The following is a 17,384-nucleotide window of genomic DNA, read 5'->3' on the forward strand; positions in this document are numbered from 1 at the left end:
GTCCCGCGGATCAGCCCGACACGCCGAAACGAGCGGCCAACGCGGCGCGCTGACGTCGTACGAACTCCGCGTCCACCACCGCTCCGTGACCGGGTACGTACAGTGCGTCCTCGCCGCCGAGGTCGAGGAGGCGGTCCAGAGCCGCCGGCCACTGGGACGGTACGGCGTCGGGGCCTGCCTGGGGTTCGCCGGACTCCTCCACCAGGTCGCCGCAGAAGACCACCTCCCGATCGCCGGAGGCCCCGCCCGGCACGAGCACGACGAGATCGTGGGCCGTGTGGGCCGGGCCCACGTTCGCCAGGAGGACCTGACGCCCGCCGTCCAGGTCGAGGGTCCACTCGCCGCTCACCTGGTGGCGCGGATGGACCAGCGCGTCCACGGCCTCCTCCGCGGACGCCGGGTCCAGACCGTTGCGCACCGCGTCCGCCCGCAGCTCCTCGCGCTCGTACGCGAAGACGGCGTCCATGCCCACCGGGCCGTACACCTCCGCCCCCGCGAACGCCGCCGCCCCGAAGACATGATCGAAGTGGGGGTGGGTAAGCGCGAGATGAGTCACACGGTGACCGGCGAGCCACTGCGCCTGCGTACGCAGCCGCACGCCCTCCCCGAGGCTCGACCCGGCGTCGACCAGCAGGGCGGCGCCGTCCCCGACGACCAGCCCCGCCGTGCAGTCCCAGCCCGGAAGCCGGCACCGTCCGACCCCCGCCGCCAGCCGCTCCCAACCCAGCTCTTCCCAAGTCACCGTCATACGGCGACGCTAAGCGACACCGGGGAGGACGACAGTGTCGGGCACGGTGGTGCGCGACCGGCCTTGCCCGGGGCGTACCCCACCGCCGTACACTGGCCGGGGACGGTTGGCACTCACCAGCGCAGAGTGCCAGGCGAGACGCCAAGGGGACGACTTCTGGAGGTGTGCGCGATTGCTGAGTGAACGCAGGCTTCAGGTGTTGCGTGCCATCGTCCAGGACTATGTCGGGACCGAGGAGCCGGTCGGGTCGAAGGCCCTGACCGAGCGGCACAGCCTCGGCGTCTCCCCGGCGACCGTCCGCAACGACATGGCGGCCCTGGAGGACGAGGGCTACATCGCCCAGCCGCACACCAGCGCCGGGCGCATCCCGACCGACAAGGGCTACCGGCTGTTCGTCGACAAGCTCGCCGGCGTCAAGCCCATGACCCCGCCCGAGCGGCGCGCCATCCAGAACTTCCTCGACGGCGCCGTCGATCTCGACGACGTGGTGGCGCGGACCGTGCGGCTGCTCGCGCAGCTCACCCGGCAGGTCGCCGTCGTGCAGTACCCGTCGCTGACCCGGTCCACCGTCCGGCATGTCGAGCTGCTCTCACTCGCGCCCGCGCGGGTGATGCTCGTGCTGATCACGGACACCGGGCGGGTCGAGCAGCGGATGGTCGACTGCCCGGCGCCCTTCGGTGAAGGGTCGCTCGCGGATCTACGCGCGCGGCTCAACAGCAGGGTCGCGGGGCGGCGCTTCAGCGATGTGCCGACCCTTGTCGAGGACCTCCCCGAGGCCTTCGACCTGGAGGACCGCGGCACTGTCTCGACCGTGCTCTCCACCCTTCTGGAGACGCTCGTCGAGGAGAACGAGGAGCGGCTGATGATCGGCGGAACCGCCAATCTCACCCGCTTCGGACATGACTTCCCCCTCACCATCCGGCCCGTCCTGGAGGCCCTGGAGGAGCAGGTCGTGCTCCTCAAACTCCTTGGCGAGGCGGGGGATTCGGGCATGACCGTGCGCATCGGGCACGAGAACGCCTATGAGGGACTCAACTCCACGTCTGTCGTGTCGGTCGGCTACGGTTCGGGCGGCGAGGCAGTCGCCAAGCTCGGCGTGGTCGGACCGACCCGCATGGATTACCCGGGAACGATGGGAGCGGTACGCGCAGTGGCACGGTACGTCGGACAGATCCTGGCGGAGTCGTAAGTGGCCACGGACTACTACGCCGTTCTCGGCGTGCGTCGCGACGCGTCGCAGGAAGAGATCAAGAAGGCCTTCCGGCGGCTCGCGCGCGAGCTGCACCCGGACGTCAATCCGGATCCGAAGACCCAGGAGCGGTTCAAGGAGATCAACGCCGCTTACGAGGTGCTGTCGGACCCGCAGAAGAAGCAGGTCTACGACCTCGGCGGCGACCCGCTGTCCCAGGCGGGCGGCGCGGGCGCCGGCGGCTTCGGCGCGGGCGGCTTCGGAAACTTCTCGGACATCATGGACGCGTTCTTCGGTACGGCGTCGCAGCGCGGTCCGCGCTCGCGTACGCGCCGGGGCCAGGACGCGATGATCCGGCTGGAGATCGAGCTCGACGAGGCGGCCTTCGGTACGACGAAGGACATCCAGGTCGACACGGCCGTCGTCTGCAACACCTGTAACGGTGAGGGGGCGGCGCCGGGGACTTCCGCGCAGACGTGTGACATGTGCCGCGGGCGCGGTGAGGTGTCGCAGGTCACCCGGTCGTTCCTGGGGCAGGTCATGACCTCGCGGCCGTGTCCGCAGTGCCAGGGCTTCGGGACCGTGGTGCCGACGCCGTGCCCGGAGTGCGCGGGTGACGGGCGGGTGCGGTCCCGCCGGACCCTGACCGTCAAGATCCCGGCCGGTGTCGACAACGGCACGCGGATCCAGCTCGCCGGTGAGGGCGAGGTCGGGCCCGGTGGTGGTCCGGCCGGTGACCTCTACGTCGAGATCCACGAACTCCCGCACCCGACGTTCCAGCGGCGCGGCGACGATCTGCACTGCACGGTGACGATCCCGATGACGGCGGCGTCCCTCGGTACGAAGGTGCCGCTGGAGACGCTGGACGGGCTGGAGGAGGTCGACATCCGGCCGGGCACCCAGTCCGGTCAGTCGATTCCGCTGCACGGGCGTGGGGTGACGCATCTGCGGGGCGGCGGGCGTGGCGATCTCATCGTGCATGTCGAGGTGACCACGCCGACGAAGCTGGATCCCGAGCAGGAGCGGTTGCTGCGCGAGCTGGCGAAGCTGCGGGGCGAGGAGCGGCCGCAGGGGCAGTTCCAGCCGGGGCAGCAAGGGTTGTTCTCCAGGTTGAAGGACGCGTTCAACGGGCGCTGACGGAGGTTGGCTGCGGGTGGTTTTGCTCGCCCCCGCCGCCCCTGCCCGTCCCATCCCTGAGGGGCGCTGCCCCTCGGCCCCGCCAGGGGGCTCTGCCCCCTGGGCCCCCGCTCCTCAAACGCGGGAGGGGCTGGTTGTTCAGCGCCGGAGGGGCTGGTTTTCGTTGGCTTATGCCAAGGGGAAGGGCCGATTCGGACTTGTTCGGAGGACGTGACAACATGCCGTCATGTCCTCCGCGCTGACCGATCTCTTCCCTCATCCGATCGTGCAGGCCCCCATGGCAGGCGGCGTCTCCGTGCCGCAGCTCGCCGCTGCCGTGGCCGAGGCCGGTGGGCTGGGGTTCCTCGCCGCCGGGTACAAGACCGCCGACGGGATGTACCAGGAGATCAAGCAGCTCAGGGGGCTGACCGGGCGGCCCTTCGGGGTCAATCTGTTCATGCCGCAGCCCGAGTACGCGGACGCGGCGGCCGTGGATGTCTACGCCCACCAGCTCGCCGGTGAAGCCGCCTGGTACGAGACCGAGCTGGGGGACCCGGACAGCGGGCGGGACGACGGGTACGACGCCAAGCTGGCCGTGCTCCTCGACAACCCGGTGCCGGTCGTCTCCTTCCACTTCGGCGTGCCCACCGGTGACGTACTGGAGTCCCTGCGCCGCGCCGGGACCTTCACCCTCGTCACCGCCACCACCCCGGACGAGGCCCTCGCCGTGCAGCGGGCCGGTGCCGACGCCGTGATCGTGCAGGGTGTCGAAGCCGGCGGGCATCAGGGGACACATCGCGACAACCCGGAGACGGACCGGTCCGGCATCGGGCTGCTCTCCCTCATCGCGCAGGTCCGGGAGACCGTGAACCTGCCCATCGTCGCCGCCGGCGGCATCATGCGCGGCAGCCAGATCGCCGCCGTCCTCGCGGCCGGGGCGAGCGCCGCCCAGCTCGGCACCGCCTTCCTCGCCACCCAGGAGTCCGGCGCCAACGCCCTGCACAAGCAGGCGCTGACCAACCCCCTGTTCGTACGGACCGAGTTGACGCGCGCGTTCTCCGGTCGCCCCGCCCGCGGCCTGGTCAACCGCTTCATGCGCGAGCACGGCCCGTACGCCCCCGCCGCCTACCCCGAGGTCCACCACCTCACCTCGCCCCTGCGCAAGAAGGCCGCCGCGGCCGGCGACGCGCAGGGCATGGCGCTGTGGGCGGGGCAGGGCCACCGGATGGCGCGCGAACTGCCCGCCGGGCAGCTGGTCGAGGTGCTGGCCGCCGAACTGGACGCGGCGTCGACAGCGTTGTCGGGCAAGGGAGGGTTGCGATGACCGCCCCGGTGTTCGTGGTCGAGCACTTCGACGCGGGCGACGGTGGACAGTACGTCCTCGACGGCCCGGAAGGCCGCCACGCGGTCTCCGTGAAGCGGCTGCGGCCCGGCGAGGAGGTCGTCCTCACCGACGGCGCCGGGCGCTACGCCGTGTGCGACGTGATCGCCGCCGAGGGCAAGGACCGGCTCGTCGTCCACATGACCTCGGTGTCCGAGGAGCCGGAGCCCACCCCCCGCATCACCGTCGTCCAGGCCCTCCCCAAGGGCGACCGGGGCGAACTGGCCGTGGAGACCATGACCGAGGTCGGTGTCGACGCCGTCGTGCCCTGGCAGGCGGCCCGTTGCATCACGCAGTGGAAGGGCGACCGTGGGCTGAAGGCGCTCGGCAAGTGGCGGGCGACGGCCCGCGAGGCCGGCAAGCAGTCCCGCCGGATCCGCTTCCCCGAGGTCGCGGACGCGGCGACGACCAAGCGGGTCGCGGCGCTTCTCGCCGAAGCCGAATTCGCCGCCGTACTGCACTCCGACTTCGAGCACGGCAGTGAGCCGCTCGCCACCGCCGAACTCCCCTCCGAGGGTGAGATCGTGCTGGTCGTCGGGCCCGAAGGGGGCGTCGCCAAGGACGAGTTGGCCCTCTTCGAGGGAGCCGGCGCGAGGGCGTATGTGCTGGGTCCCACCGTGATGCGCACGTCGACCGCAGGGACCGCGGCGACCGCCCTGCTCCTCGGCCGCACCGGCCGCTGGTCCTGACCCCCGGACAGGAACCGGAACCGGGAGTGGCCGTATGTGCCCTACCGCGTCGGCCGGGACAGTGGCAGGCTGCCCTCCATGGGGGCATTCAGGAGGATTTGGGGTCTCGTCGGCCACACGGGTCGCACGGGTCGTCGTCTGCGTGCGGTGCGGGCGGCCGGTGTGGCCGGGCTCGCGGTGGTCGCCGTCGGCGGGGCCGTCGGCTGTGATCCGGGTGGGCTGAGTTCCGCGACCGTGGCGTTCACCACCGACCAGACCGTGACCGCGGAGCTGGAGCGGCAGAAGGCCGACGTGCAGTGGCTCAACTGCACGGGCTCGTACGACAACGGCGATGGTGACGGCAGGTCCGGCGGGGCGACGGCGAGCGCGAACACCGTCGTCAAGGTCGACTGCGAGGGCGAGACCACCGACGGCAAGGACATCGTCGTCACCGGCCGGATCACCCGGGCCGTCAGCGGGTCCTGTGTCCGCGGGGACCTCGTCGCCAAGATCGACGGCAAGGAGTGGTTCCACGTCAACGGGCTCGGCGACTGCGACGCCACGCCCTCGCCCGTCAACCCCTCCGGCGGCGGCCAGCAGCCCGGACCCACCGTCACGGTGACCGTCACCAAGACCGTCTACTGCAAGGAACGCCCGAACTGCTGGCCGGAAGGCAAGTGACCGCGTCCCGACCGGAGTTGGACAAGTGATCCAAAGGTCTGTCCCCGGACGCCGCCCCTGCTTATGGTGATCGGGTGACTCAGTCCGTGACGTCCGGATCGTCTTCATACCTCCGGTATCCGCATCTGCACGGCGACCTGGTCGCCTTCACCGCCGAGGACGACGTGTGGCTCGCCCCGCTCGACGGCGGCCGGGCCTGGCGGGTCAGCGCCGACAACGTGCCGGTCACCCTGCCGCGCATCTCGCCCGACGGGACGACCGTCGCCTGGACCTCCACCCGCGACGGCGCCCCCGAGGTGCACATCGCCCCGGTCGACGGCGGCCCCTCGAAGCGCCTCACCCACTGGGGCAGCGGGCAGACCAGGGTGCGCGGCTGGACCCCGGACGGCCAGGTCCTCGCGATCAGCACCCAGGGCCAGGCGGGCAGCCGCCGCACCTGGGCCCACACCGTCCCGCTCGACGGCGGACCGGCCACCACCCTGCCGTACGGCCCCGTCGCCGATGTGGTGCACGGGCCGCACCTCGTGCTCGCGTCCGCGCCCATGGGACTGGAGGCCGCCCGCTGGAAGCGCTACCGGGGCGGCACGGCGGGGAAGTTGTGGATCGACCGCGCGGGCGACGGTGACTTCGTACGGCTGCACGAGGAGCTGGACGGGAACATCGAGTACCCGGTGTGGGCGGGGGAGCGGATCGCGTTCCTCTCCGACCACGAGGGCGTGGGCGCGGTGTACTCGTCCCTCCCCGACGGGGCGGATCTGCGCCGCCACACGCCTGTCGACGGCTTCTACGCCCGGCACGCCGCGGGTGACGGCACCCGGGTCGTGTACGCCTCCGCCGGGGAACTGTGGCTCCTGGACGACCTCGACGGGGCCGAGCCGCGCCGGCTCGACATCCGGCTCGGCGGGCAGCGCACCGACCGGCAGGCGTACCCGCTGAACGCCGCCCGCGCCTTCGGGGAGGCGGCGCCCGACCACACCGCGCGCGGCAGCGCCGTCTGTGTCCGGGGCGCCGTGCACTGGGTCACCCACCGCTCCGGCCCCGCCCGCGCGCTCGCCGCCGAACCCGGCGTACGGGCCCGGCTGCCGCGCACCTTCCGGGTGGACGGCGAGGAGTGGGTGGTCTGGGTGACGGACGCGGAGGGCGACGACGCGCTGGAGTTCGCGCCGGCGACCGGTCTGGCGCCCGGTGCGAGGCCGCGCAGGCTCGGCGCCGGGCAGCTCGGCCGCGTCCTGGAACTCGCCATGGCACCCGACGGGAGCAGGGCGGCGGTCGCCGCGCACGACGGGCGCCTGCTGCTCGTCGAGCGGGAGAGCGGCGAGGTCCGCGAAGTCGACCGCAGCCAGGACGGAGACGTGACCGGGCTGGTCTTCTCGCCCGACTCGGCCTGGCTCGCCTGGTCGCACCCCGGCCCGCGCCCGCTGTGCCAGCTCAAGCTCGCCAACACCACCGACCTGTCCGTCTCCGAGGCGACCCCGCTCCGCTTCCAGGACTACGCGCCCGCGTTCACCCCGGACGGCAAGCACCTGGTGTTCCTGTCGACGCGGGCCTTCGACCCCGTCTACGACGAGCACGTCTTCGACCTCGCCTTCGTCGTAGGCTCCCGCCCCCACCTGATCACCCTCGCCGCGACCACCCCGTCCCCCTTCGGCCCACAGCGGCACGGCCGCCCCTTCGACGCGCCGGACAAGGACGAGACCCCCGACAGCGAGTCCACCCCGACCACCCGCATCGACCTCGAAGGGCTCGCCGACCGGATCGTGCCGTTCCCGGTCGAGGCCGCCCGCTACACCAATCTGCGGGCCGCCAAGGACGGCGTGCTGTGGCTGCGGCACCCTGTGCGCGGCGCGCTCGGCGCCTCCCGGGCCACGCCCGACGACCCCGAGCCCAAGACCGAGATGGAGCGCTACGACCTCCTCCAGCGGCATGTCGAGCATCTCGCCGGCGACGCCGACCACTTCGAGGTCAGCGGCGACGGAAAACGCGTCCTGCTCTGGACCGACGGTCGGCTCAAGGTCGTCCCCAGCGACCGGCGGGCCTCCGGAGACGACGACAGTGACTCGAACATCACCGTGGACCTGACGCGCGTACGGCAGACAGTCGACCCGTCGGCCGAGTGGCGGCAGATGTTCGACGAGACCGGCCGCATCATGCGCGACCACTTCTGGCGGCCGGACATGAACGGCGTGGACTGGACGGGGGTGCTGGACCGCTACCGCCCGCTGCTCGACCGGGTCGCCACCCACGACGACCTGATGGACCTGCTGTGGGAGGTACAGGGCGAGCTGGGCACCTCGCACGCCTACGTCGCCCCGCGCGGCGGCTACGGCAGCGGTGCCCGGCAGGGTCTCCTCGGAGCCGACATCTCCCGCCACCCGGACGGCAGTTGGCGCATCGACGCCATCCTCCCCTCGGAGACCTCCGACCCCGAGGCCCGGGCGCCGCTGGCCGCCCCCGGGGTCGCGGTGCGGGCCGGGGACGCCATCGTGGCGGTGGCCGGGACACCGGTGGACCCGGTGACCGGGCCCGGACCGCTGCTCGTCGGTACGGCGGGCAAGGCGGTGGAGCTGACGATCTCACCGGCCGGGGGCGGGGACGTACGGCACGCCGTGGTGATCCCCATCGCGGACGAGCAGCCCCTGCGCTACCACGCCTGGGTGGCCGACCGGCGGGCGTACGTCCACGAGAAGTCCGGCGGCCGGCTCGGCTATCTGCACGTCCCGGACATGCAGGCTCCGGGCTGGGCCCAGATCCACCGCGACCTGCGGATCGAGGTGGCGCGCGAGGGCCTCGTCGTGGACGTCCGCGAGAACGGCGGCGGCCACACCTCGCAACTGGTCGTGGAGAAGCTGGCCCGGCGGATCGTCGGCTGGGAACTGCCGCGCGGCATGCGGCCGTACAGCTATCCGACGGACGCCCCGCGCGGGCCCGTGGTGGCGGTGGCGAACGAGTTCTCCGGGTCCGACGGCGACATCGTCAACGCGGCCATCAAGGCGCTGGGACTGGGGCCCGTGGTGGGGACGCGGACGTGGGGCGGCGTCATCGGCATCGACAGCCGGTACCGCCTGGTCGACGAGACCCTGATCACCCAGCCCAAGTACGCCATCTGGCTGGAGGGCCAGGGCTGGGACGTGGAGAACCACGGGGTGGACCCGGACGTGGAGGTGGTCCAGCGCCCACAGGACTGGGTGGCGGGGAAGGACGCCCAATTGGACGAGGCGATCCGAATCGCGCTTGAGGGACTGGAGACCAGTCCCGCGAAAACCCCGCCGGCATTGCCCACCTAGGGGCGCGGGGAACTGCGCGATCAACCCCCACGCACCGGCACCCGACGACGATACGATGCCCCCCGTAAACCACGCCGCCCAACCCCCGGAGGGACCATGGCAGGGGAGCCGCAGGACGACTGTCTGTTCTGCAAGATCGTCGAGGGGCATGTCCCGGCGACGATCGTGCGGGAGACGGACACGACCGTCGCGTTCCGGGACATAAACCCTCAGGCACCCACCCACGTCCTGGTCATTCCGAAGGCGCACTACGCGGACGCCGCCGCTCTGGCCGCCGCCGACCCGGCCCTCGCCGCGGACGTCCTGCGCGAGGCCCAGGCCGTCGCCGACGAGGACAAGCTGGAGAGCTACCGCATCGTCTTCAACACGGGCGCCGGAGCCGGCCAGACCGTCTTCCACACGCACGCCCACATCCTCGGCGGCCGCGGCATGCAGTGGCCCCCCGGATAAGTCGGAGTAAGTCGAACTCACCGTGTCCGTACGTGAATTGGTCGTCCTCGGAACAGCGAGCCAGGTCCCGACCCGGCACCGGAACCACAACGGGTACCTGCTGCGGTGGGACGGGGAAGGCATCCTCTTCGATCCCGGCGAGGGCACGCAGCGGCAGATGCTGCGTGCCGGGGTCGCCGCGCACGACCTGAACCGGATCTGTGTCACCCACTTCCACGGGGACCACTCGCTCGGCCTCGCCGGTGTCATCCAGCGGATCAACCTCGACAAGGTCCCGCATCCCGTCACCGCCCACTACCCGCGCTCCGGCCAGCGCTTCTTCGACCGGCTGCGGTACGCCACCGCCTACCGGGAGACCGTCGACCTCACGCAGGCGCCGGTCAGCGCGGACGGCGTCATCGCCGACACCGGGGGCTACACGCTGGAGGCCGCGCGGCTGTCGCACCCCGTCGAGTCGTACGGCTATCGCCTCGTCGAGCCCGACGGCCGCCGCATGCTGCCCGAACGGCTCGCCGCGCACGGCATCAAGGGGCCGGACGTCGGGCGGCTCCAGCGTGAAGGGGTGCTCGGCGGGGTCTCGCTCGACGAGGTCAGCGAGGTCCGGCGCGGGCAGCGGTTCGCGTTCGTGATGGACACGCGGCTGTGCGACGGGGTGTACGCCCTCGCCGACGGCTGCGACATGCTCGTCATCGAGTCCACCTTCCTGGACGACGACGTCGAACTCGCTGTCGAGCACGGGCATCTGACGGCCGGTCAGGCCGCTCGGGTGGCGCTCGACTGCGGCGTACGGCATCTCGTGCTCACTCACTTCAGCCAGCGCTACTCCGAGCCGGACGAGTTCGAGCGGCAGGCGCGGGACGCCGGTTTCGACGGGGAGCTGACGGTGGCGCACGACCTGCTGCGGGTGCCGCTGCCGAAACGTCGGTGACACCCTCGTACGATGCCTTGATGCCCCTCCCCAAAGCAGAACTGCACCTCCACATCGAAGGCACCCTCGAACCGGAACTCGCCTTCGAACTCGCCGCACGGAACGGCGTCGAGCTGCCGTACGGCGACACCGACGCGCTCCGCAAGGCCTATCAGTTCGAGGACCTCCAGTCCTTTCTGAACCTGTACTACGAGCTCATGGCCGTCCTGCGCACCGAGCGGGACTTCGAGGACCTCGCGAACGCCTACCTCGCCCGCGCCGCCGCGCAGGGCGTGCGGCACGCGGAGATCTTCTTCGACCCGCAGGCGCACACCAAGCGCGGCCTTGAGCTGGGCACGGTCGTCGAGGGGCTGTGGCGGGCGCTGGGGAGCAGCGAGGCGAACCACGGTGTCTCCACCCGGCTCATCATGTGCTTCCTGCGCGACGACTCCGCCGAGTCGGCCATGGACACGCTCCGGGCCGCCGAGCCGTATCTCGACCGGATCACCGGCGTCGGCCTCGACTCGGCCGAGGTCGGCCACCCGCCGGTGAAGTTCCGGGAGGTCTACGAGGCCGCCGCCGCGCTCGGCCTGCGGCGGGTCGCGCACGCGGGCGAGGAGGGCCCGCCGGCCTACATCACCGAGGCCCTCGACATCCTCGGCGTCGAGCGCGTCGACCACGGGCTGCGGTGCATGGAGGACCCGGCGCTGGTCGAGCGGCTGGTGCGGGAGCGGGTGCCGCTGACGCTGTGCCCGCTGTCGAACGTACGGCTGCGGACCGTCGACGTCCTCGCCGACCACCCCCTGCCCGCCATGCTGGACGCCGGGCTGATGTGCACGGTCAACTCCGACGACCCGGCCTACTTCGGCGGGTACGCCGGCGACAACTTCGACGCCGTACGCCAGACCCTCGGCCTGACCGAGGACCGGCTGCGCGAGCTGGCCCGGAACTCCTTTGCGGCGTCCTTCCTGGAGGACGACGAGGAGAGGCGGGAGAGGTATCTCGCGGAGGTCGAGGCGTACGAGTTCCCGTAGGGTCTGTCGTCAAGGGTGAGCGCCCCTTCGGGGCGCTTCAGGCCGCTGTCGCCTTGTCGTAGGCGGGTGCCTCCACCGGGATCTCCACCACCGGCAGCGTGCGCCTGCCCGCACCCAGCGCCACCACCGTCAGCGGTACGGCGATCACCAGCAGTCCGACCGCCAGTACCGCTCCCATCACCGGGAACCCCGCCTGCGTCGACAGCAGACTCCCGGTCAGCGGGCCCGCCGCCGTGCCCAGCGACGACGCCGAGCCGACGAGGACGGCCCAGCGGCCGCGTGTGTCGAGGGAGGCGGCGAGGCCGATCAGGTACGACAGGACGATCGGGTAGCAGGTGTTCCAGGCGATCTCGCCGGTCGCGAAGGTCGTCAGGTCGGTGGCGGACGCGCTGAGCGCGATGCACGCCGCGATGAGGGCCGTACCGGCGCCGATGGGCAGCGCCTTGCCGAGGCGTGGGCCGAGCGCGCCCGCCCCGGTCACGCCCAGCAGGCCCGCGCCGAGCCCCACGGCGAACACCGCGCCGACCGTGGTCTCGGTCAACTGCGCCTGCGTCAGGCCGATTCGGCCGCTGACGCCCCAGAGGGAGTTCTGGGCGAGCGACCAGCAGAGCATGCAGGCGGCGAGGGTCAGGCCGTGGCGCAGGTGGGGGAGGCCGGAGCCGTCCCAGCCGGGCTGGTGCGACCTGGCCGTGGCGGCCGGGAGTCGGCTCGTCAGCGGCCATATGGCGAGCGCGGCGAGCGCGATCGCGGCCAGCGGCTGGCCATGGCCCGGGCCGAGGTGCGGCACCGTCAGATAGACGGCGCCCGCGAGGGCGGAGACGCCGAGGAGGCCCGCTGTGGTGGCCCGGTGGGGGTCGCGCAGGGCGGCGATTCCGGTGGCGGCCACCGCAGTCGCCGTACCCGAGCCGAACCCGCCGACGAGCGCGCCGAGGACGACGGCCGGTACGGCGTGGGTGAGTGCGGCCCCGCCGTAGCCGACGACCGCGAGCAGGAGCCCGACGCGCGCCAGCCTCCGCGCCCCGATCCGTTCCACGCGGGAGGCCAGCAGGAAGCCCGCCGACGCCGAACTCAGCAGCAGCGCGCTGCCGACGGCACCCGCCTGGGTGGGGGTGAGCGGAAGCCCGGAGTCGAGTCTGCCGACGACCGTCGGCAGCAGATACGGAGCGAGGTACCCGGCCGTGAAAAGGGCGACGAGGGGCCAGGGGGTGGTGCGAGGGGCGAACACGGGCGTTCCCAGGGCATGCGAAAGGACGGCTCAAGAGGGGGAGGGGCGCAGGCCGTCGACGGACAGGAACGCGCGGAGAATTTGTATCAAGCCGGGGGAGGGGCGAAGAAGTTCGGGGGGTGTGATCTGAGGCACGTTCTGTTTGGGGTGGGGCAACGGGGGTAGGAGGCGCCCTCACCTGCGCCAGTGCACCGACCCGGTGCCGCCGCCCCCGCCGGGAACCGTCGCCTCGATCTTCGCCCTGATCTCCCGCATCACCGCCACGATCCGCTCCTCGTGCCCCGCCGACAGCCGGGCCACCGGCACCGAGCAGCTGATCGCGTCCTGGGCCGGGACGTCGTAGCGCAGGGCGAAACCGAAGCCGACGATGCCGGGCACGCCCTCCTCGCGGTCGGTCGAATAGCCGCGCGCCCGCACTTCGGCGAGGTCGGCGGCGAGTGCCTCGCGGGTGGTGCGGGTGTGGGCGGTGAGGGCCTGGTACGGGCCCTCGGGGAGGTCGTCGTCGGGGCGTTCGGCGAGCAGGGCCTTGCCCAGGGCGCCCGCGTGCGCCGGGAGGCGCCGGCCCACCCGGCTGATCGTCCGCAGGTATTCGTGCGACTCGCGCGTCGCCAGATACGCCACGTCCCCGCCGTCCAGCCGCGCCATGTGGATCGTCTCGCCGAGCGCATCCGACGCCTCGTCGAGATACGGGCGTACGACCCGGACGCGCGGGTCGGAGTCGAGGTAGCTGGTGCCGGTGAGCAGGGCGTGGATGCCGATGCCGTAGAGGGAGCCGGTGACGTCCGTGCGGACCCAGCCGCGGGAGATCAGGGTCTGGAGCAGCGCGTACATGGAGCTGCGCGGCACGTCCAGGGCGTCGGCCAGCTCCTGGAGGCGTGCGGGGCGGTCGCCGCGCGCGGCGAGGAGTTCGAGCAACTCCACGGTGCGCGCCGCCGACTTCACTTCGCGGACCCCGCCTGTCTCTGACATGGGGCGATCGTAATCGGAGCCGATGGAAGCGCATCGGATGGGAGCGCATCGGATGGAAGCGCATCGGATGGAAGCGCATCGGACTGCACCGTGCCATTGACGGTCGCGGTTCGCGTATCTAATCTCCATTCTCATACGTGGATGACGTCTACGTGGGGAGATGAGGAGATGGCGAGGGTGAGCCTCGAAACGGATACGACCCGGCGCTTGCGGGAGGGCATGGCACAGGGCGTGCTGTCGTTCCCGCTCACGAGCTTCCACGAGGACGGCACGCTGGACCCGGACGGCTTCCGCAGCCATGTCGCCGCCCAGCTCGCCACCGCCCCCGGCGCGGTCTTCCCCGCCTGCGGCACCGGTGAGTTCTTCTCGCTGGACGAGGACGAGTACCGGGTCGTCGTCACGGCCGCCGTCGAGGAGTCGGGCGGCCGGGTGCCGGTGGTGGCCGGCGTCGGGTACGGCTGGGCGCAGGCCGCGCGGTTCGCCCGGATCGCCGAGGAGGCCGGCGCCGACGCCCTCCTCGTCCTGCCGCACTACCTCGTCGCCGCCCCGCAGGACGGGCTGGTCGCCCAGCTGGAGCAGCTCGCGGCCCGGACCCGGCTGCCGCTCATCGCCTACCAGCGCGGCCAAGTCGCCTTCACCGCCGACTCGTTGAAGCGCATCGCGCGCATCCCCCACGTCATCGGACTCAAGGACGGCCACAGCGACCTCGACCGCCTCCAGCGCCTCACTCTCGCCGCCCCCGAGGGCTTCCTCTTCTTCAACGGGGCCGCCACCGCCGAGCTCCAGGCCCGCGCGTACGCCACCGTCGGCGTCCCCGCCTACTCCTCCGCCGTCCACGCCTTCGCCCCCGAGATCGCGAACGCCTTCTTCGCCGCTCTCCGGCGCGGCGACCACGGCACGGTCGACAAGCTGCTGCGCGACTTCTACGTCCCGCTCGTCGAGCTGCGCGACCGGGTGCCCGGATACGCCGTGTCCCTGGTGAAGGCGGCGGCCAGGCTGCGCGGCCGCCCCGTCGGCCCCGTCCGCGCCCCGCTCACCGACCCGTCGGCCGGAGACCTGGCCGACCTGCGCACCCTGCTCGCCGCCGGACTCGACCTCGTAGGAGCAGCGCTGTGAACCTCACGATCACCGACGTCCGGCTCACACCCATCCTGGTCGCCGACCCGCCCCTGCTGAACACCCAGGGCGTCCACCAGCCGTACACGCCCCGCCTGATCGTGGAGGTCGTGACGGCCGACGGGATCGCGGGCGTCGGTGAGACGTACGGCGACACCAAGTACCTGGAACTCGCCCGGCCGTTCGCCGACAAGCTGATCGGACGTCGAGTCAGTGATCTGAACGGCCTGTTCGTCGTCGCCGACGAGGTGGCCGTCGATCAGTCCCGGGTACAGGGCCAGGTCGACGTCGGCGGGCTGCGCGGCGTCCAGACCGCCGACAAGCTGCGGCTGTCCGTCGTCTCCGGCTTCGAGGTCGCCTGCCTGGACGCCCTCGGCAAGGCGCTCGGGCTGCCCGTGCACGCGCTGCTCGGCGGCAAGGTGCGGGACGCGGTCGAGTACAGCGCGTATCTCTTCTACAAGTGGGCCGACCACCCGGACGGCGTGGCGGCCGAGAAGGACGACTGGGGTGCCGCCGTCGACCCGGCCGGGGTCGTCGAGCAGGCGCGGAAGTTCACCGAGCGGTACGGCTTCACCTCCTTCAAGCTCAAGGGCGGCGTCTTTCCGCCGGACGAGGAGATCGCGGCGATCCGGGCGCTCGCGGAGGCCTTCCCCGGGCACCCCCTGCGGCTCGACCCCAACGGGGCCTGGTCCGTGGAGACCTCGCTGAAGGTGGCGCGCGAACTCGGGGAGGTCCTGGAGTACCTGGAGGACCCGGCCCTCGGCACGGACGCCATGGCCGAGGTCGCCGCGCGGACCGGCGTGCCGCTGGCGACCAACATGTGCGTGACGACGTTCGCGGAGATCAAGGAGGCGTTCACCCGGGACGCCGTGCAGGTCGTCCTCTCCGACCACCACTACTGGGGCGGGCTGCGCAACACCCAGCAGCTCGCGGCGATCTGCCGCACCTTCGGCGTCGGGGTGTCCATGCACTCCAACACCCACCTGGGCATCTCCCTGGCCGCGATGACCCACGTGGCGTCCACCGTCCCGGACCTCCACCACGCCTGCGACTCCCACTACCCCTGGCAGTCCGAGGACGTCCTCACCGAGCGGCTCACCTTCGAGGGCGGCAAGGTCGCCGTGTCCGACGCGCCCGGCCTCGGCGTCGAGCTGGACCGCGACAGGCTGGCGGAGCTGCACCGGCGGTGGCTGGAAGACGACGGCTCGCTCCGGGACCGCGACGACGCGGCCGCGATGCGGGTCGCCGAACCCGGCTGGGTGACGCCCTCGGTGCCGCGCTGGTAGGGGCCCTACGTCCGCCCGGCCGGGGAACCGGCGCGGAGGGCACGGGCGGGATCTCGGTGGCGTTGTCAGTGACGTGGTGCACACTGGCCAGATCAGCACCACGTCAGGGAGCGCACCGTGACCACGCCCACCGGGCCCACCGCGCCCACCGGAAACGGAACGGCACCCTCGCCCCAGGGGCCGACGTCCAGGGCAGGGAAGCCGTACCGCCGGAGCCAGGTCGACCCCCTCGTCGGCCTGCGCACACCCGCCGACCCGCCCTGGGACGTGTACCTCACGGGCCCGGTCTTCCTCGACATCATCTTCACCGGCCTCGACTCCGCCCCGGTGCGCGGCACCGAGTCGTGGGCGCGCGGGATGGGATCGAGCCCCGGCGGTGTGGCGAACATGGCGACGGCCCTGGCCCGCCTCGGCCTGAAGACGTCGCTCGCGGCGGCCTTCGGCGACGACCACTACGGCGAGTACTGCTGGGACGCGCTGGAGCACGGCGAGGGCATCGACCTCTCGCCGTCACGCACCGTGCCCGGCTGGCACTCGCCGGTGACGGTCTCGATGGCGTACGAGGGGGAGCGCACGATGGTCTCCCACGGCCACGAGCCGCCCCCGGAGGAGCCCGCCCCGGACTGCCCCCCGAGCGCCCGCGCCGCGGTCGCCTCCCTCGTCCCGGGCCTGCGGGCGCCCTGGATCGCGCAGGCCGCGAGCAAGGGCGCGCGGATCTTCGCCGACGTCGGCTGGGACGACACGGGGGCGTGGGACCTGGCGGGGCTGGCCGACCTGGAGCACTGCGAGGCGTTCCTGCCGAACGCCGAGGAGGCGATGCGGTACACGGGCGCCGAAAGCCCGCGCGAGGCGGCCCACGCACTCACCGAGCACGTCCCCGTCGCGGTGGTCACCCTCGGTGCGGAGGGCGCGTACGCGGTGGACGGCCGGACCGGGGAGACGGCCGTGGTCCCCGCGATCGCCGTGGAGGCCCTGGACCCGACAGGCGCCGGCGACGTCTTCGTGGCCGGCTTCGTCACCGGCACCCTGGCCGACTGGCCCCTGGCCGACCGCCTCGCCTTCGCCGGCCTCACGGCCGCCCTCTCCGTCCAGGAGTTCGGCGGTTCACTCTCCGCCCCCGGCTGGGCCGAGATCGGCGCGTGGTGGCGCAAGGTCCAGTCCCTCGACCGGCAGGATCCCGAGGCCCTGCGCCGGTACGCGTTCCTGGCGGACCTGGTGCCGGAGGACGAGGGGAGACCGTGGCCGCTGCGGCGGGCGGTGCCGACGATCGGGTTCAGACGGTCGGCGTGACCACCGGGCCGACGCCGCGCTACCGGGTTCAGCTGCGGGG

15 protein-coding genes are annotated in these 17,384 nt (G+C 72.3%); 12 read left to right on the top strand and 3 right to left on the bottom strand.

What is annotated here, in order from left to right:
• Positions 1-10: 10 nt before the first annotated feature.
• Positions 11-748 carry an MBL fold metallo-hydrolase gene (locus tag ADK36_RS29160; protein WP_048585635.1) on the bottom strand — a complete coding sequence of 246 codons (738 nt, stop codon included), beginning with the start codon at positions 746-748 and terminating at the stop codon, positions 11-13.
• A 172-nt stretch (positions 749-920) separates the two neighbouring features.
• Here ADK36_RS29160 and hrcA point away from each other — a divergent pair, with 172 nt between their 5' ends.
• The 9 genes from hrcA (at position 921) to ADK36_RS29205 (ending at position 11,458) form a co-directional block, all read left to right on the top strand.
• Positions 921-1,937, top strand: a complete 1,017-nt coding sequence (gene hrcA / locus ADK36_RS29165; protein WP_048585636.1) for a heat-inducible transcriptional repressor HrcA — start codon at positions 921-923, stop codon at positions 1,935-1,937.
• On the top strand, positions 1,938-3,074 hold the full coding sequence (gene dnaJ / locus ADK36_RS29170) for a molecular chaperone DnaJ (RefSeq protein WP_048585637.1): 1,137 nt from the start codon (positions 1,938-1,940) through the stop codon (positions 3,072-3,074).
• A 226-nt stretch (positions 3,075-3,300) separates the two neighbouring features.
• Complete coding sequence (locus ADK36_RS29175) at positions 3,301-4,377, top strand: nitronate monooxygenase (RefSeq protein WP_048585638.1); 1,077 nt, start codon at positions 3,301-3,303, stop codon at positions 4,375-4,377.
• Positions 4,374-5,123, top strand: a complete 750-nt coding sequence (locus tag ADK36_RS29180) for a 16S rRNA (uracil(1498)-N(3))-methyltransferase (RefSeq protein ID WP_053199596.1) — start codon at positions 4,374-4,376, stop codon at positions 5,121-5,123. Before ADK36_RS29175 ends, ADK36_RS29180 begins: the two co-directional genes overlap by 4 nt.
• A 78-nt stretch (positions 5,124-5,201) precedes the next feature.
• Complete coding sequence (locus ADK36_RS29185) at positions 5,202-5,783, top strand: hypothetical protein (protein WP_234329920.1); 582 nt, start codon at positions 5,202-5,204, stop codon at positions 5,781-5,783.
• Positions 5,784-5,857: 74 nt separating this feature from the next.
• Entirely contained in the window at positions 5,858-9,067 is a 3,210-nt protein-coding gene (locus ADK36_RS29190; RefSeq protein WP_053199598.1) for a S41 family peptidase, read from the top strand.
• Positions 9,068-9,163: 96 nt separating this feature from the next.
• The gene (locus tag ADK36_RS29195; RefSeq protein ID WP_048585642.1) at positions 9,164-9,517 is read left to right on the top strand and encodes a histidine triad nucleotide-binding protein; all 354 of its coding nucleotides are present in this window, start codon (positions 9,164-9,166) and stop codon (positions 9,515-9,517) included.
• 22 nt (positions 9,518-9,539) lie between these two features.
• Positions 9,540-10,445: a ribonuclease Z gene (locus ADK36_RS29200; protein WP_048585643.1), complete on the top strand. Its 906-nt coding sequence runs from the start codon at positions 9,540-9,542 to the stop codon at positions 10,443-10,445.
• A gap of 20 nt (positions 10,446-10,465) precedes the next feature.
• Positions 10,466-11,458: an adenosine deaminase gene (locus ADK36_RS29205; protein ID WP_048585644.1), complete on the top strand. Its 993-nt coding sequence runs from the start codon at positions 10,466-10,468 to the stop codon at positions 11,456-11,458.
• Between the two features lie 37 nt (positions 11,459-11,495).
• On the opposite strand, the gene ADK36_RS29210 is transcribed toward ADK36_RS29205, so the two are convergent.
• Entirely contained in the window at positions 11,496-12,683 is a 1,188-nt protein-coding gene (locus ADK36_RS29210) for an MFS transporter (protein WP_053199600.1), read from the bottom strand.
• A 174-nt stretch (positions 12,684-12,857) separates the two neighbouring features.
• Positions 12,858-13,652 carry an IclR family transcriptional regulator gene (locus ADK36_RS29215; RefSeq protein WP_048585645.1) on the bottom strand — a complete coding sequence of 265 codons (795 nt, stop codon included), beginning with the start codon at positions 13,650-13,652 and terminating at the stop codon, positions 12,858-12,860.
• Positions 13,653-13,820: 168 nt separating this feature from the next.
• On the opposite strand from ADK36_RS29215, the gene ADK36_RS29220 reads away from it, so the two are divergent.
• The 3 genes from ADK36_RS29220 to ADK36_RS29230 all read left to right on the top strand — a co-directional run bounded on the left by ADK36_RS29220 (position 13,821) and on the right by ADK36_RS29230 (position 17,344).
• Entirely contained in the window at positions 13,821-14,768 is a 948-nt protein-coding gene (locus ADK36_RS29220) for a 5-dehydro-4-deoxyglucarate dehydratase (RefSeq protein WP_199830275.1), read from the top strand.
• Positions 14,765-16,054 (top strand): glucarate dehydratase family protein, encoded by a 1,290-nt coding sequence (locus ADK36_RS29225; RefSeq protein ID WP_053199602.1) that lies wholly within the window; start codon positions 14,765-14,767, stop codon positions 16,052-16,054. The genes ADK36_RS29220 and ADK36_RS29225 overlap by 4 nt, the downstream gene beginning before the upstream one ends.
• A gap of 117 nt (positions 16,055-16,171) precedes the next feature.
• On the top strand, positions 16,172-17,344 hold the full coding sequence (locus ADK36_RS29230) for a carbohydrate kinase family protein (protein ID WP_048585647.1): 1,173 nt from the start codon (positions 16,172-16,174) through the stop codon (positions 17,342-17,344).
• Positions 17,345-17,384 lie beyond the last annotated feature (40 nt).

Origin of the sequence: Streptomyces viridochromogenes (assembly GCF_001270495.1) — a bacterium.
Taxonomy (GTDB): Bacteria; Actinomycetota; Actinomycetes; order Streptomycetales; family Streptomycetaceae; genus Streptomyces; species Streptomyces viridochromogenes_A.